Source organism: Bacteroidota bacterium (assembly GCA_040388375.1).
Taxonomy (GTDB): Bacteria; Bacteroidota; Bacteroidia; order UKL13-3; family UKL13-3; genus JAAFJM01.
This window is the reverse complement of the sequence record JAZKBU010000003.1, coordinates 508,019-523,381: the sequence shown is the minus strand read 5'-3', so window position 1 is coordinate 523,381 and position 15,363 is coordinate 508,019. Positions and strand designations below refer to the sequence as shown.

Below are 15,363 nucleotides of genomic sequence, written 5' to 3'. Positions count from 1 at the left end.
AATTTTTAATTGATTGCACAATATAAAACTAAATTATAAAAGGACAAATTAATTGTTGACTATTTTGACCAAAAAACTAGTTTTAATAAGGTTTTCCATGCGTAAGGCTTACTAATTTATTAACTACAAATGGCATAGGTTTAAGTGCACTTATAACCATATTTGTCATTATTTTATTTCCAAACAATAGTTGAAACTGTCTGCCAAACCATAACCTGCTCTTAAATTGCTGATTCCATTGTTTTGTATATTCATTGGTTAAAGCGTGCTTGGTTATTTTTTTTTCAAAATACAACGGCAACAATTTACTTAACATATAGGAAGCATGCATGGCCATACTCATGCCATTTCCGCACAATGGCGTAATTAACCCGGCAGCATCTCCAAGCATAAGCACTCCATTCTCTGATTGGGTTTTAGCAGCAAAACTAATTTGCGATATAACCAGAGGCTTATCGTAAAATGATTTAAACTCGGTTAAGTATCTGTGTAAAAAAGGATTTTTCATCAGTATTCCTTTCTCCATTTCTGCTATACTTCCATTGTATTTTTTAAGGTTTGCGGCATTGGTTAAATAACACAGACAATATCTGTCGTCTTCAATTTTTGAAATACCACAATAGCCATTTTCAAAATTATGCAGCTCAATTATATTGGCAGGTAAATCGGCCTTTACATGGTACTTTACCCCGACATAATTGTTTAACCCCTGTAGTTTATTATTTATAAAATTACGCTGTAGTTTTATATCTATATTACTTCGTTTGCCATAAGCACCTATTAGTACTTCTGATATAAAGGAACCATTGCTCGTTTCTATCTGGTAAGCATTATCAGTAAATGTTACCTCATTTACTTTGCAGTTTTCTATTACTTTTACGCCACTTCCAATGGCTAGTTGTGCTAACGAATAATCTAACTTGTAACGCGATATACCAAAGCCCCCCGGCTTTAACGTATGTGTTAAATACTGCCCGTTGGGTGCTGATATTTTTAATTGTGTTAATGTAGGAAGATTGAATGCAGTTAGTGGAACACCACATCGTTCTAAGTAATTCCACGACTCCATAGAGACATATTCGCCACATACTTTGTGATAAGGATAATTTTCTTTTTCGAAAAGTACAACCTGATAGCCCTTTTGTGCCAATTGGATAGCCAGTGTTAATCCGCCCAGCCCACCTCCAATTATTGCACATTGAAAATATTGCATTGGCTTTATCTTATTATTTCAACCGTACCTCTTACTTTTCGTTCTTTGGTACCATCTAAATAATTTTCGTATATTTTTATTATATAGAAATACGTGCCTGCTACTAATTCTTTTCCTGAAGTTTGGTCTTTACCATCCCAGTTAATATCTATATCAGTAGTTTCAAACACGGGAGTTCCCCATCTATTGTATACCTGCAATTCTATTTTCTCAATAAACCTATATGGAAATGGTTTGAAAATATCGTTAGAGTTATCAGTATTAGGTGTAAAAGTGTTTGGCAATACATAATACGGGCAATTGTCAATACAAAAACTATTTCCATCCGGACTGCTCACATTGCCAACTGTATCAATAGCAATTACGGCATAGCAACCTGCTATTCCATAAGTTAACTGTGGTCTGGTATCAATATATGAATTGGCTCCTCCACTCAATGTGGCTAATTCTATCCAGGTATCGGTTACTTGTTTCCTGTACAATACTTTATACGACTGAATATCCTGCTTGCAATTGGCCGGATAAGTCCAGTTCAAAATAATATCGTTGATATTAAATTTATTACATGGTGTTGTATAACTTAATACGGGCGGACAAGGTGGTATGGTATCAACGGGAGTACCACATACAACTTGCGAATTATTGTATAAAGTATCTGGCCAAAACTGCTGATTATAGTTACCAACGGTTTTTACATAGTAACAATAGGTTTGGCCATTTATTAAACCGGTATCAATGTATGAACTGGATGAAGTAGTAGCAATGGAATCAAAATTTAATCCATTTTGCCTATACACTACAAACGAAGTATTTTTCCAAGGCACATCATATTGCAGGTTTAACACTACAGCCTGATTGGTATTGTATGGCTCTAAAAATGGTGAACTGGCAATAATACTTTCATCTACCAAAGTGGTACCGCTTACAAACGAAACCTTATAATAGTATTGTGCTGATTGTGTATTGATATTTGAATCGATTAAGCTGTCGTTTATAATATCTGCAAAGGTGCTGTAGTTTTTTGCTGTTCCTACATTTGTAAAATTAGTGGTTCCAACAACAGCTCTTTTTACCTGTACGGTATAAGGTGGCGGATTTTGATTGGAATCTAAAAGAAGTGGCTTTAACCATTTAACCAAAATAGCACCCGTAGCAGCATTGGTTTTTAAAACACTTACATTGGTTATAATGGGTTTGGTTCTTTGTATAAGTGCACATACTTCAATACTTGCTTTGCTTTCTGAAGGTTCGGCTAAATTAACAATGCCACCTACATCGTTACGGGCTAAATAAAATGCAGTAACTCTATAACAGTAATTAATCAAAGGAGAAATTCCTTTGCCAAAATCATTGTCAAAATAAGTATTGTTATTTACTCCCTCAACGGTATCTAACAAAACAAAACCTGTTGATGCGGGCACTCCAATCTGGCAATAAGCAGGGTTCCAAAACGAAGAATCAATGCGTCTGTAAATTCTATAACCAAAAGCATAACCACAGGTATCAACAGTCCAGTTTAATTTAAAGCCGTTATCTTGTATAACAGGAGTTAGGTTACGTGGAGCGGGACCATTTACTTTTATTTTAAATGATTGTACATCTGTTAAAGGAACAGGGTCTCCATTGTCAATGGCTCTAAAAACAGCTTGAAAAGAATCAGCTCTTATAGAAGTACAAGCAGGGCGCCATCTAAACAAAAAGCCTGCGGGATTACCCACTGCAGTTGACGGCAGGGTAAAAGCGGGACTGGTTTTTTGGGCAAATGGCCCACCAAAACCGGTTAAACTTATTTGGTTACCAGCATCATTGTCTTTTGCTGAAATATTTTTTTCTAATAAATCACCTGCTATTACGCAAGCATTACTCATAGATGCTATAATTGGAGGATTATTAGTACAAAGCAATATTCTTATTTGAATATCTCTATCTACATAACCAACTAATATGGGCTGTATAACACCATTTCGTCTGTATTCTTTTATACGAATAACTATATTGTAAAAACCAGAATATTTAGGGGTTCCCCAAGTTAATTGCCCGGTAAGCTGGTTAATGGTAAATGAGTCGGATGTTTCGGGTATAGTAAAACCCGGTACCGGCATATTGGGACCAATGTTTGGGGCTCTTATTTCGTATACTAAACTATCGCCATCGGGGTCGTAAGCACTTGGATTATGTACAAATACTTTTCCAACACATCCCCTGTCAATAGGTACCGAAAGTAAAATGGGCGACTGATTGGTATAACCTGCATCAATAATAATTTGTGACTGTACGCTGAATGGAATGTTAACTGAATTACCATCATTTATATTCCGGATGGCATCAACCCTGTTTGGATCAGAAATACTTACCACAAAAACACCTGCACCTTTGTAAGTATGGTTGGTTTTATAAGCATTACGCTTTACACCATAACTGGTACTTGGGTTTAAAATATCAAACGAGGTACGTTCAACTCTCAATGATGTATTATCGCCAAAATCAACATTTATACCATCTGTGCTCGGATCACCCGCACCAAATTGATCGGTATAGGTGTAAACAATTATTTCGTAATTTAAACCCGATATATTTCTAAAAACAATTTCACCTGCCCTATAATGAGTAGCTAATAAATTACTTGTTGAAAACAACAGTAATATGAATAATAGTAATTTACACTTATTAGTAAATTTAATCACTTGAATAGATTTGATAAAATATTTGTCAGCAAATTAGCACTTTTTGTTGCACTTTATATAAATAAAAAATCCATTAACAGTAAAATTATTGTTAATGGATTTCAGAAAAATGTGGTTTAGGTTTTATTTATTTAGAAGTCAACTGGGCTACTAAATACTCTCTGTTTAAACGGGCAATATTGGTTAATGATATTTCTTTAGGGCACTCAGCTGAGCAAGCACCTGTGTTGGTACAAGCACCAAAACCTTCGTTATCCATTTGGGCAACCATGTTCAACACACGTGAGCTACGTTCAGGAGCTCCTTGTGGTAATAATGCCAATTGCGAAACTTTAGCTGAAACAAATAACATAGCTGATGAATTTTTACAGGCTGCTACACAAGCACCACAACCAATACAAGCTGCTGCTGCAAATGCTTCATCTGCATCATCTTTTGGAATTGGCAAATTATTTGCATCCTGCGCGTTTCCGGTATTTACCGAAATAAATCCACCTGAAGCTATAATCCTGTCAAATGCGGAACGGTCTACCGCTAAATCTTTTATAACCGGGAATGCAGAAGCTCTCCATGGTTCCACTACTATGGTATCGCCATCTTTAAAACTACGCATATGTAACTGGCAGGTAGTAACACCTTGGTTTGGCCCATGCGGACGACCATTGATATACATGCTACACATACCGCAAATACCTTCTCTACAATCGTGATCAAAAGCTATTGGCTCATCTTTACCTTCGCTTACTAATTTGTCGTTTAAAACGTCAAACATTTCAAGAAAAGACATATCAGGCGATACATCTTCTACTTTGTAATCAACTAACTTACCTTGACTGTTGCCATTTTTTTGACGCCAAACTTTCAAGTTGATTTTCATATTTCCGCTCATTTTTTTAAGTTTTTGGTTAATGGTGATTATTGCTGATGGTTTTATAATACCTATCAACTTTTATTAACTGATTATATTATTTATAGCTACGTTGTGCAATTTTAATGTTTTCGTAAACTAAATCTTCTTTGTGCAATGTCCAGTTTCCTGTTTCGTTAAACTGCCATGCAGCAACGTGTTTGTAGTTGTCATCATCACGCATCGCTTCACCTTCGTCTGTCTGGTGATCTTCACGGAAATGGCCTCCACAACTTTCGTTACGCTCTAAAGCATCTTTACACATTAATTCTCCTAACTCTATAAAGTCGGCTACACGCCCTGCTTTTTCTAGTTCAGGATTAAACTCATTGGCTTCGCCCGGAACGCGAACATCTTTCCAAAACTCTTCCCTTATTTTTTGAATTTCAGCTATAGCCCAGGTTAAACCTTCTATATTACGAGCCATACCGCATTTATCCCACATAATTTTACCTAAACGTCTATGGAAATAATCAACCGGCTTGGTTCCTTTAATGGTTAATAATTTATTCAATCTGTCGCTCACTTCTTTTTCGGCAGTTACAAACGCTTCGTGGTCGGTTGAGATGGCTTTAACACTAATTTCGTTCGATAAATAAGAACCAATAGTGTAAGGAATTACAAAATAACCATCAGCTAAACCTTGCATTAAAGCTGATGCTCCTAAACGGTTAGCACCGTGGTCAGAGAAATTAGCTTCACCTAAAGCATATAAACCGGGAACAGTTGTCATTAAATTATAATCAACCCAAAGACCACCCATAGTATAATGTACCGCTGGATAAATCATCATTGGGTTTTTATATGGATCAACACCAGTAATTTGTTTGTACATATCAAACAAGTTTCCGTATTTTTCTTTCACTACTTCATATCCAAATGCAGTTAATTGCTCTTCGGTAGGATTTGCAATATGTTTTAAAGTAGCTACTTGTTTACCGTATTTATACTTCATGTTAAAAGCAAAATCCAAATAAACAGCTTCACCTGTTTTGTTTACACCAAATCCGGCATCGCAACGCTCTTTTGCAGCACGTGAAGCCACATCGCGCGGAACTAAATTACCAAAAGCAGGGTAACGTCTTTCTAAATAGTAATCTCTGTCTTCTTCTTTTAAATCGCTTGGATTTAATTTTCCTTCGCGAATAGCAACTGCATCTTCTTTGCGTTTTGGAACCCAAATACGTCCATCGTTACGTAACGACTCACTCATCAAAGTTAATTTTGACTGGTGATCACCAGAAACAGGAATACAAGTAGGATGAATTTGTGTATAACAAGGATTACCAAAGAATGCACCTTTTTTATGTGCTTTCCAAGCAGCAGTTACGTTACTTCCCATTGCATTGGTTGAAAGGAAAAATACATTTCCGTAACCACCGGTACATAACAATACTGCATGACCAAAGTGACGCTCTAATTTACCCGAAATTAAATCACGGGCAATAATACCACGGCATTTTCCGTCAATGTTTACTACGTCTAACATTTCATGACGGGCAAGCAATTGAACATTACCTAAACCTACCTGGCGTTGTAAACCAGAATAAGCACCTAATAATAATTGTTGGCCTGTTTGGCCTGCAGCATAAAAAGTACGTTGTACCTGTGTTCCACCAAACGAACGGTTACTTAATAACCCTCCGTATTCGCGTGCAAAAGGCACACCGCTTGCTACTGATTGGTCAATAATATTACCACTTACTTCAGACAAACGATGAACGTTTGCCTCGCGTGCACGATAATCACCACCTTTAATAGTATCATAAAATAAACGGTAAACTGAATCACCATCGTTTTGATAATTTTTAGCAGCATTTATTCCACCTTGCGCTGCAATTGAATGCGCTCTACGAGGTGAATCTTGAAAACAAAATACTTTTACTTTATAACCTAACTCAGCTAAAGTAGCAGCAGCCGAAGCTCCAGCTAATCCAGATCCAACAACAATTATTTCTAAACTACGTTTATTTGCAGGATTTACCAAAGGAACTGTTGAACGGTACTTTGTCCATTTTTGTTCTAGTGGGCCTTGAGGAATTTTTGAATCTAACATCGTATATAATTGATTAATGATGAATTTTTAATAATTTACTTAACGAAAAAATAAATAGGCATAGCTGCAAAACCCAGAGGAAGAATAATAGCAAATACCCAAGTGCTTACTGCTTCAATTAAGCCATTGTATTTTTTATGGTTTAAACCCAAAGTTTGGAAAGCCGATTTAAAACCGTGGTATAAATGGAATGCGATAGCACCCATAGATAATACGTATAATGCCACTAACCACCACTCAGTTTTAAATTCAAAAGCTACTTCGCGGTACAAATCTTTAACGATGGTTACCTTCATTGTACCTTCCATTACCTCTTCCATTTTTGAATGCATGGTAAAGTCTTTTGGTAAATTATCAGCAAACAATTCTCCTGTTTGTATATTCTCTGTATAGCGTGTATAAGGCACATGCCCAAACTTGTACTGAAACCAAAAGTTACTCATATGAATAACAATAAATACTAAAACAATAGTACCTAAAACACCCATATTTCTGCTGGACCAATGGCTGTTGGCTTTCCCATCAAATGCCTGGTATTTTACCGGTCTGGCTTTTTGATTTTTATAGGCTAACCATAAGCCTTTAAAAGCATGGAATAAAATAGCAGCATACAACAAATATGAGACTGTTTTAATTAAAGGATTGGTGGTCATAAAAACGGCATATTTGTTAAATGCTAAACCCATATCGTTTTTAAACAATTGTAAATTCCCAATCATGTGAATGACTAAAAACGAGCACAAAAACAGTCCAGTAAGTGCCATGATTAATTTTTGCCCTAACGAGGAGCCAAACATTTTAACTATCCAATTCATTTTTTAATTAATAAATATTTTGTTGACTGCGAATGTAAACCTTGCGTAAAGAAGAGTGTAGCTGATTAAAATCAAAAGGTATATTTAGAAAGAGTTTAAATAGCACTATAACATTTTGAAAAACAAATATTTGAATAAAATAAATTTAAATCTGTTTTAGTAAACAAGAGTGGTTTGGTCTTTTAAAAGCATGAACCGGCAAATTGCACCTAAAATCAATAAGGAAAAAAAATTGAAAAAACACCTTTTAAATCCATCCGCTAATTTTTTACGTAAATCAAACAAACTGAAAAATTACACGTATGAAAAAGACTTTACTAAAAATTGCAGCTTTTACCTTTTCAGGTATTTTTATTTTACTCATTGTACTTGGCGTACACATATACCAGGTAACTCATAAAAAAAATAATGACTCCCGCATACGACAGTTAAGCAGAATAGATTTTATTCAACCTATCGACTCATCAGAAGCTATAAAAATAAGAAATTTTGTAGCCGGTTTAAATGGAGTGGAAAGCGCTTACTTTAACCATAAAGACAAAATTTTAGTTTACACTTACTTAGTAGGTACACAAACCACTGATGGTGTTTTTACACAGGTGACACAGTTAGGAAACTATCAGGCAAAAAAATATACCGTTAATGAAAATGATTTAAAAACAGGCTGCCCTGTTATGAATGACAACAAATCAATCAGCGGAAAAATTATTGCTTATCTATCAAAATTATAAACCCAAAACATTATTATGAAAAAACAATTTATGCTGACAGCTGCTTTAGTGGCAGCCCTAGGCACATTTCAATCGTGCTCAAAAGATGATAACAAAACTACCACCACTCCTGCCGTTACTTTATACACCAGAGTTGGAGGTACTGAATTGGTTACAGACCCTAAAAATTCAGGGATTATGATTGAAAAAGGACGTTTAACACTGAGAGCCGTAGTTGACAGTTCTATCAATGTAATTGCAGCAGATGCACAACTGGCAAAATACTTTCCGGTTCTTTTTGCTGAATTAGGCAATGGTAACACTACGGGATTAACTGCATTAAGTGAAAACTTTACTGACTTTATGTGTGCAGCCACAGGCTCAACCAATACGAATTATGCATACTCCGGTAAAAACATGAAAGATGCACATGACCCTGCGAAGAACAGCCGCATAGCAGTAAAAATTAACAACGCTGACTTTGATAAATTTGTTGGAGATATAGGCGAAGGTTTAGCAAAAAATGGCGTTACCGCAAGCAATTCAAAACAGTTAGTTGATGACTTAGTAGCTTTACTTTACACTACCCAATCAGATATAGTTCAACAATAAGTAATAGTTATATGCAATTAAAAAGCCATTCAACCTAAAGATTGAATGGCTTTTATTATTTATTAAAGATATTACTACTAGTAAATTTTAGCGCTGTTACGGTAACCTGAAGTGTTTTTATACCAATCCTGGAATTGAACTCCTCCTGATTGTGCCCATGTTGCAAATTTTAAATGAGCTAAAATAATAGCTTCTCTTTCTGCTGGGTAATCAAAGCTTTCAGGAATATTGATTGCAAAAGGCAAATTGTTTTTAGTTTTATAATAAGTGTTATTCAATACACTTGAATTATCAGCACTTGTTCCAAATATAGCTGTATTAGCTAATTCAGTAGGCTTGTAGTCCGGTAAATGTACTTCATGTCCACGTCCTTTACCTATTTCATCCACATAGATAAACGGATTAAACGAACTTAAACTAAAGCTTTGTGGTGTTGTAAAACTCATTGCTACCGATATTGTATCTGTTACCTGTGCTGTTTGTCCTTTTACTGTATTGTAGTTAGGAATAATAGCAATTGAACTTGCAAATACTCTTAAAATAGCTTTGGTAGCTGCTGCTTCCAATCCTAATCCACCGGTTATAGTTGATACATCCGTTCTGTTTACAGGCAACTCAACGGAGAATGCATTTTTGAAAATTCCACCGGCTGCTCTTAATTTATATTTAGCTGACATATCAACCATTTTATTGCTGGCATTTAAAATACCTTTGTATTGGTAGTTTACAACTACATCGTTCATATCGTAATCACCTTTACTTGGCCATAAGTCTTCAAAAGCAACACTGGCAAAAGTGGTAGCACTTGGATAATAAACATTGTAAGCTCTTGCAGGGTCTGTTGGGTATTCATCGTAAGGGTTTAATACACCATCGCCATCGGTATCAGTTCCTGCTGCAGGTGTAGTATGTATAATATTTGTTTGATCAACTGCGGTTACCGGATTTGCAGTAGCGTAAACGATACAATCGTTAAAATCCTGATCACTACCTTGTTCACGGTTTATATCTTCAAAACCAATTAAAAAACGTTGTGTAGGATTATCGTAAAGCATAGCAACGTGTTCTCTATTGCTTGCACTTGTTTCAGGATTTAAATCGCGAAGTGTATAAAAGAAAGTATGGCTAGAAGCTACAGTGGTACCATTCCAAGCATCTTGAGCAATTGCAAATCCGATAGCAGTATCTGCACCAAAACGACCTATATATACTTTATCACCGGTAGTCATACCTCCTCCACTTCCACTGTATGAAGTATTAGGCATAATAGCAATTAAAGAATCAATTTGGTTGGCACTTGTTGGCTTGTTGTTTTTGTTATAAGTAAAGTAAAATAAAGAGTTTTTGTAACCTGCTCCTTCGTGTACAAAAGTAATCCAAACATCACACTGTGCTGTTAATACTAAATTTCTTTCTAACGAAGTATTTAAATATTGTGGGTTATAAGTTGGAACTGGTCTTTGTTCAGGTAAAGTAGCATTTACGTCAGCTAAAAACTGGCTGGTAACAACATCGCGTGGTTGTAATAAATAAGTGGGTACTCCACTGTTTGTTCCTGTAGAAAAAGTTCCTAATTTATAAGATAAACGACTAAAAGATTTACCTAAAGCTTTTGTACTTTTTAGTGAATATTTTTCAATTACAGTTCTAACCGTTTGTGGGTGTTTACCACCTAAGGTAAGTTGAACAGTACCATTTTGGCTTACCGGAACTATTACATCATTTACTACACCAACGTAATCGGTATTAATGACTACTTCTTTTAAAGCGGTTGGAATAGTATAATCCATATTTAAAGAACCTGCAGCATTGGTTATTCCCGTTGCTAAAATTTTTCCACCATTAGCAGGACTATCATCCATTATATCAATTCTAACTCCACCTAAACCTTGGTCGTTATTTGATAATAAAGTAATTTGAAAATTAGTATTACTAGTTGTTTTATAAGCAAATCCGGGAGGAACAACCATTTCATCCATAGTAGTTGGATTTGGGTTTACAGTAGTTCCATTTTCTTTAGCACTTGATACATCTTTAGTACAAGAACTTAATATAGATACTGCTAGTAATACAGGGATAATTAATTTTTTCATTTTCGGGTGTTTGTCTGTTTTAGTTACAAATATAAAAACACAAAGCATGCCACCAAACCAAATATATGGTTATCAGTCAATTATTTTTTCCTTATAACTGAAAAGATTCCCAAAACAGGAATCCATGTTCTTTTTCGCCACAAAAACACCCCATCTAACTGCTTCGCTATTAAGCAAAAAACTATTCTATATGTTTGAGTACTTAACCCGATATTAATTATGAAAAAAATTTACACTTCACTTTTAAGCTGTTTATAAAATTTTTAGGTGCGTGTGTAAATGAATTTAGTTTCATTCATAACCCAAGAAATAAAAACTTATGGTACAGGCTTTAAAAGATGGTTAGAAAAGAGGAGAAAAATACTATCGAAGGAAGTGTACGAAATAAAAAAGGAACACTTACTGTGTTCCTTTTTTATATTATTTGTTATCGAATACAAACTGTTGGCTGCTGTCTAAACTGATCATTATACTGGAATCTTTTTTGATTTTTCCTGCCAGTATTTCTTTAGAGAGCTCATTCAATATTCTACGTTGCATTACCCGTTTTAGTGGTCTTGCCCCATACTGTGGGTCGTAACCCAATTGCGCTAACCAATCCAGTGCTTCGTCAGTAATATTCAATTCTATTTGCTGATGCAATAAATTTGCTTTTAAGCCTTCAAATTGTAGTGCTACTATTTCTTTTACATGCTCACGGTTAAGCGGAGTAAACATTATAATATCATCAATTCTGTTTAAAAACTCAGGCTTAATTTGTCTACGCAATAACTCCATTACATTGTTTTTAGCTTTAGCTGTTATTGATTCTATATCAGCATCCACTTCGTCCATTTGTTCAAAGCTTTCCTGTATAATATGCGAACCAATATTCGAGGTCATAATAACAATGGTATTTTTAAAATTGGCCATTCTACCCTTGTTATCAGTTAACCGGCCATCGTCCAATACTTGCAATAAAATATTAAATACATCCGGATGTGCTTTTTCAATTTCATCAAGCAATACAACCGAATAAGGCCTTCTACGAATAGCTTCTGTTAACTGTCCGCCTTCTTCATATCCAACGTATCCCGGAGGGGCACCAATTAAACGACTCACGGTATGCTTTTCCTGATACTCACTCATATCAATACGCACCAAAGCACTTTCCTGGTTAAACAAAAACTCTGCTAAAGCCTTGGCTAATTCTGTTTTCCCAACACCCGTAGTGCCTAAAAATATAAATGAGCCAATTGGTTTTTTAGGGTCGCTTAAACCTGCTCTGCTTCTCCTGATGGAATCGCTTATGGCAGCAATGGCTTCTTCTTGTCCAACTACACGTTTGTGTAATTCTTCTTCTAGGTTCAGTAATTTTTCGCGTTCGCTTTGCAGCATTCTAGTTACAGGTATTCCCGTCCAGCGTGCTACTACATCGGCTATATCATCAGCAGTAACTTCTTCTTTAACCATTGGTGAATGGTTTTGTGCTTCATCCAGCTTGGCTTTAAACTCATCTAATTGTTTTTCGGCTTCTTTTATTTTACCGTAACGTATTTCGGCCACTCTTGCAAAATCGCCATTGCGTTCCGCTTGCTCTGCTTCGTATCGTAAGTTTTCAATTTCTTTTTTAGTAGCTTGTATTCCTTCTACTACTACTTTTTCACTTTGCCATTTGGCTTTTAAATCATTTCTATCGGCTTGCAAATTGGCAATCTCTTCCCCTAAATTTTTCACTTTATCATCATCACCCTCACGCTTTATAGCTTCTCGTTCTATTTCCAACTGCATAATGCGTCTGTCCAATTGATCTAACTCTTCAGGAACTGAATCAATTTCTAAACGTAATTTCGATGCAGCTTCATCCATTAAATCAATAGCCTTATCAGGTAAAAACCTGTCTGAAATATAACGTTGCGAAAGTTCTACCGCTGCAATAATTGCATCGTCTTTTATACGTACTTTGTGATGCACTTCGTAACGTTCTTTTAAGCCACGTAAAATAGAAATTGCATCTTCTGTATCCGGTTCTTCTACATATACTTTTTGAAAACGTCTTTCTAAAGCTTTGTCTTTTTCAATATAACGCTGGTACTCTGCTAAAGTAGTAGCACCAATACTGCGTAACTCTCCACGCGCTAAAGCCGGTTTTAAAATATTGGCGGCATCCATTGCTCCTTCACCACCTCCGCCTGCTCCTACTAATGTATGTATTTCATCAATAAATAAAATAATCTCGCCATCGGCACCTATTACTTCTTTCACTACTGATTTTAATCGTTCTTCAAACTCTCCTTTAAATTTTGCACCAGCAATTAAAGAGCCCATGTCTAAAGAAAATATTTTTTTTGTTTTTAAGTTTTCAGGCACATCACCATTTACAATTCTATGTGCTAAACCTTCGGCAATAGCTGTTTTACCAACACCCGGCTCTCCAATTAATACGGGATTATTTTTTGTTCTTCTACTTAGTATTTGTAATACCCTGCGTATTTCCTCATCGCGGCCAATTACCGGATCGAGTTTTCCTTTTTGTGCTAATTCATTTAAATTTTTAGCATACTTATTTAGAGCATTGTATTGGTTTTCGGCTGTTTGCGATGTTACTTTTTGCCCACCTCTTAATTCGTTAATAGCTGCCTTTAAATCTCTTTCATTTATACCTGCATCTTTTAACAAGGTAGCCACTGCATTTTTACCATCTAACATGGCTAAAAACAAATGTTCTACTGATACAAACTCATCGCCAAACTCTTTCAGGTATGATTGTGCCTTCATTAATGTTTGGTTGGCATCGTTCGAAAGGTATTGATTTTGTCCTTCCACTTTGGGAAAGCCTTTTATCATCGCATCTAGTGTTGATTCTATACGATTTTGATTAGCATTTAATTTTTTTAGTAAATAGGAAATAACATTTTCATCTGTTTGAATCAACGCCTTTAATAAATGTGCTGGTTCAATAGCTTGTTGGCCATTTTGTAAAGCAATCTGAACTGCTTCCTGTACGGCATCTTGCGATTTAATTGTAAAATTATTTAAGTTCATAATAATTATAAATTCTAAATAAGAAATATCGTAATTAGAATCTTTCTCAAATCGTCAATATCTGCTCCACTAGCAATTATCTGTACTATTGACATGCCGGAATGAAGCAAATAAGAATAGTTGACTTAAGTATGAATTAAATGCAAAGAAATAACATTTAAAAACAGTCAAAAAGTCTTTTCAATACATACTTCATTTAGCTAATTACATATTACTTTATTTTATAGGTTAATGATAAATAAGGATAAGCTACAAATTCTTCTTGTGTTCTTTCATTAGGTGTTGGGCTTCCATAATACTCATACACGGTTTGCTGGTATGTGTTCCCCATTAAACCAAAATCAAATACTGTATTTCTGCCCGACAATCTAAATGCTACACTCAAAAAATTATTATGATCACTGTTATTAATAAATAAATTATCAGTTATTAAGGCAAGTGTATTACCTACCTTTACATAACCGCTTACTGAAAAGCCGTTAATCGGATCCGCACTGGAACCACCCAGTCTCTTGGCCTGTCCTATGCTGGTTGTTATGTTTAAATCTTTAGTTCCAATAGTAATACCTCCACTTAAAACACCTGTTGATGAACTCCTGTTTGTATTAAACCCATTATTAGGTGTAAAAAAAACATTATAAGCTGCTCCTATTTTTACCATTTCTGAAATTTGAAACTGTGTTCTTAAATGTATATTGGTAAAAACAATCACACCCAAAAAGAAACCTCCTCCTCCAATAGAAAAATTATCGCTAAGGCCATAATCTACGCCATTATATAATACCCAAATGTTTTGGTAAATAAATTCTTTCTTTTTTAAGCCCATATAATTATTGCTGACTAAATATTTATGCTGGGCTAAATAAGGAACATAATTACCATTTGACTTTGATCCACCAAATGAAACGATAGGCAGATTATTAGGGTTTTTATCGTTTACGGCATTGGGGTTAGTTGTTACTGGCTGACTTACCCCACTATTTTTAACATTTACTATACTCGCTATATCTTCTTGTTTTAAAACTACGGTTCCGGCAAACGTGGTTCTAAGCGTTAACTCTTGCAAACTGATAGCTATGATACTTCCTTTTAACACTGTTCCATCTTTTAAAGTTACGTTTACTTCCTGTAAACTATCTTTTCTTTTTTCTGAATTTATTGTTGTGTCTTGCTGCTGCGCTTTTACCCGTGTAAAGCCAATCAGTAAAAAACTTATTGCTATTAAAATTCTTATTCTTTCTTTCATAAT

General features: G+C 35.2%; 10 protein-coding genes. 2 read left to right on the top strand and 8 right to left on the bottom strand.

The genetic code is table 11. The annotated features are described in order from the left end of the window. Positions 1 to 82 precede the first annotated feature (82 nt). From V4538_05190 to V4538_05170, 5 genes are all read right to left on the bottom strand, one after another. Positions 83 to 1,213, bottom strand: a complete 1,131-nt coding sequence (locus tag V4538_05190) for an NAD(P)/FAD-dependent oxidoreductase (GenBank protein ID MES2380414.1) — start codon at positions 1,211 to 1,213, stop codon at positions 83 to 85. Positions 1,214 to 1,218: 5 nt separating this feature from the next. Continuing rightward, positions 1,219 to 3,849, bottom strand: coding sequence for a gliding motility-associated C-terminal domain-containing protein (locus tag V4538_05185; protein MES2380413.1), 2,631 nt, complete (start codon positions 3,847 to 3,849; stop codon positions 1,219 to 1,221). A gap of 175 nt (positions 3,850 to 4,024) precedes the next feature. Continuing rightward, entirely contained in the window at positions 4,025 to 4,786 is a 762-nt protein-coding gene (locus V4538_05180) for a succinate dehydrogenase/fumarate reductase iron-sulfur subunit (protein ID MES2380412.1), read from the bottom strand. A gap of 76 nt (positions 4,787 to 4,862) precedes the next feature. Continuing rightward, positions 4,863 to 6,860: a fumarate reductase/succinate dehydrogenase flavoprotein subunit gene (locus V4538_05175; protein ID MES2380411.1), complete on the bottom strand. Its 1,998-nt coding sequence runs from the start codon at positions 6,858 to 6,860 to the stop codon at positions 4,863 to 4,865. A gap of 35 nt (positions 6,861 to 6,895) precedes the next feature. Beyond that, entirely contained in the window at positions 6,896 to 7,675 is a 780-nt protein-coding gene (locus V4538_05170) for a succinate dehydrogenase cytochrome b subunit (protein MES2380410.1), read from the bottom strand. 302 nt (positions 7,676 to 7,977) lie between these two features. Here V4538_05170 and V4538_05165 point away from each other — a divergent pair, with 302 nt between their 5' ends. Together V4538_05165 and V4538_05160 are read left to right on the top strand one after the other, a co-directional pair. Continuing rightward, entirely contained in the window at positions 7,978 to 8,406 is a 429-nt protein-coding gene (locus tag V4538_05165; protein ID MES2380409.1) for a hypothetical protein, read from the top strand. Between the two features lie 15 nt (positions 8,407 to 8,421). Beyond that, on the top strand, positions 8,422 to 8,997 hold the full coding sequence (locus V4538_05160; protein MES2380408.1) for a group 1 truncated hemoglobin: 576 nt from the start codon (positions 8,422 to 8,424) through the stop codon (positions 8,995 to 8,997). Between the two features lie 77 nt (positions 8,998 to 9,074). On the opposite strand, the gene V4538_05155 is transcribed toward V4538_05160, so the two are convergent. The 3 genes from V4538_05155 to V4538_05145 all read right to left on the bottom strand — a co-directional run bounded on the left by V4538_05155 (position 9,075) and on the right by V4538_05145 (position 15,360). Continuing rightward, complete coding sequence (locus V4538_05155; GenBank protein ID MES2380407.1) at positions 9,075 to 11,090, bottom strand: LruC domain-containing protein; 2,016 nt, start codon at positions 11,088 to 11,090, stop codon at positions 9,075 to 9,077. A 420-nt stretch (positions 11,091 to 11,510) separates the two neighbouring features. Next, a complete protein-coding gene (gene clpB / locus V4538_05150) occupies positions 11,511 to 14,114 on the bottom strand; it encodes an ATP-dependent chaperone ClpB (protein ID MES2380406.1) in 2,604 nt (867 codons plus the stop codon). A gap of 211 nt (positions 14,115 to 14,325) precedes the next feature. Continuing rightward, positions 14,326 to 15,360 (bottom strand): hypothetical protein, encoded by a 1,035-nt coding sequence (locus V4538_05145; protein MES2380405.1) that lies wholly within the window; start codon positions 15,358 to 15,360, stop codon positions 14,326 to 14,328. Between the last annotated feature and the right edge of the window lie 3 nt (positions 15,361 to 15,363).

Bases quoted from the DNA above. Each gene is read 5' to 3' on its own strand.
- V4538_05190 (MES2380414.1), bottom strand. From the start codon at position 1,213: ATGCAATATTTTCAATGTGCAATAATTGGAGGTGGGCTGGGCGGATTA.
- V4538_05180 (MES2380412.1), bottom strand. From the start codon at position 4,786: ATGAGCGGAAATATGAAAATCAACTTGAAAGTTTGGCGTCAAAAAAAT.
- V4538_05175 (MES2380411.1), bottom strand. From the start codon at position 6,860: ATGTTAGATTCAAAAATTCCTCAAGGCCCACTAGAACAAAAATGGACA.
- V4538_05170 (MES2380410.1), bottom strand. From the start codon at position 7,675: ATGAATTGGATAGTTAAAATGTTTGGCTCCTCGTTAGGGCAAAAATTA.
- V4538_05165 (MES2380409.1), top strand. From the start codon at position 7,978: ATGAAAAAGACTTTACTAAAAATTGCAGCTTTTACCTTTTCAGGTATT.
- V4538_05160 (MES2380408.1), top strand. From the start codon at position 8,422: ATGAAAAAACAATTTATGCTGACAGCTGCTTTAGTGGCAGCCCTAGGC.
- V4538_05155 (MES2380407.1), bottom strand. From the start codon at position 11,090: ATGAAAAAATTAATTATCCCTGTATTACTAGCAGTATCTATATTAAGT.
- clpB (MES2380406.1), bottom strand. From the start codon at position 14,114: ATGAACTTAAATAATTTTACAATTAAATCGCAAGATGCCGTACAGGAA.
- V4538_05145 (MES2380405.1), bottom strand. From the start codon at position 15,360: ATGAAAGAAAGAATAAGAATTTTAATAGCAATAAGTTTTTTACTGATT.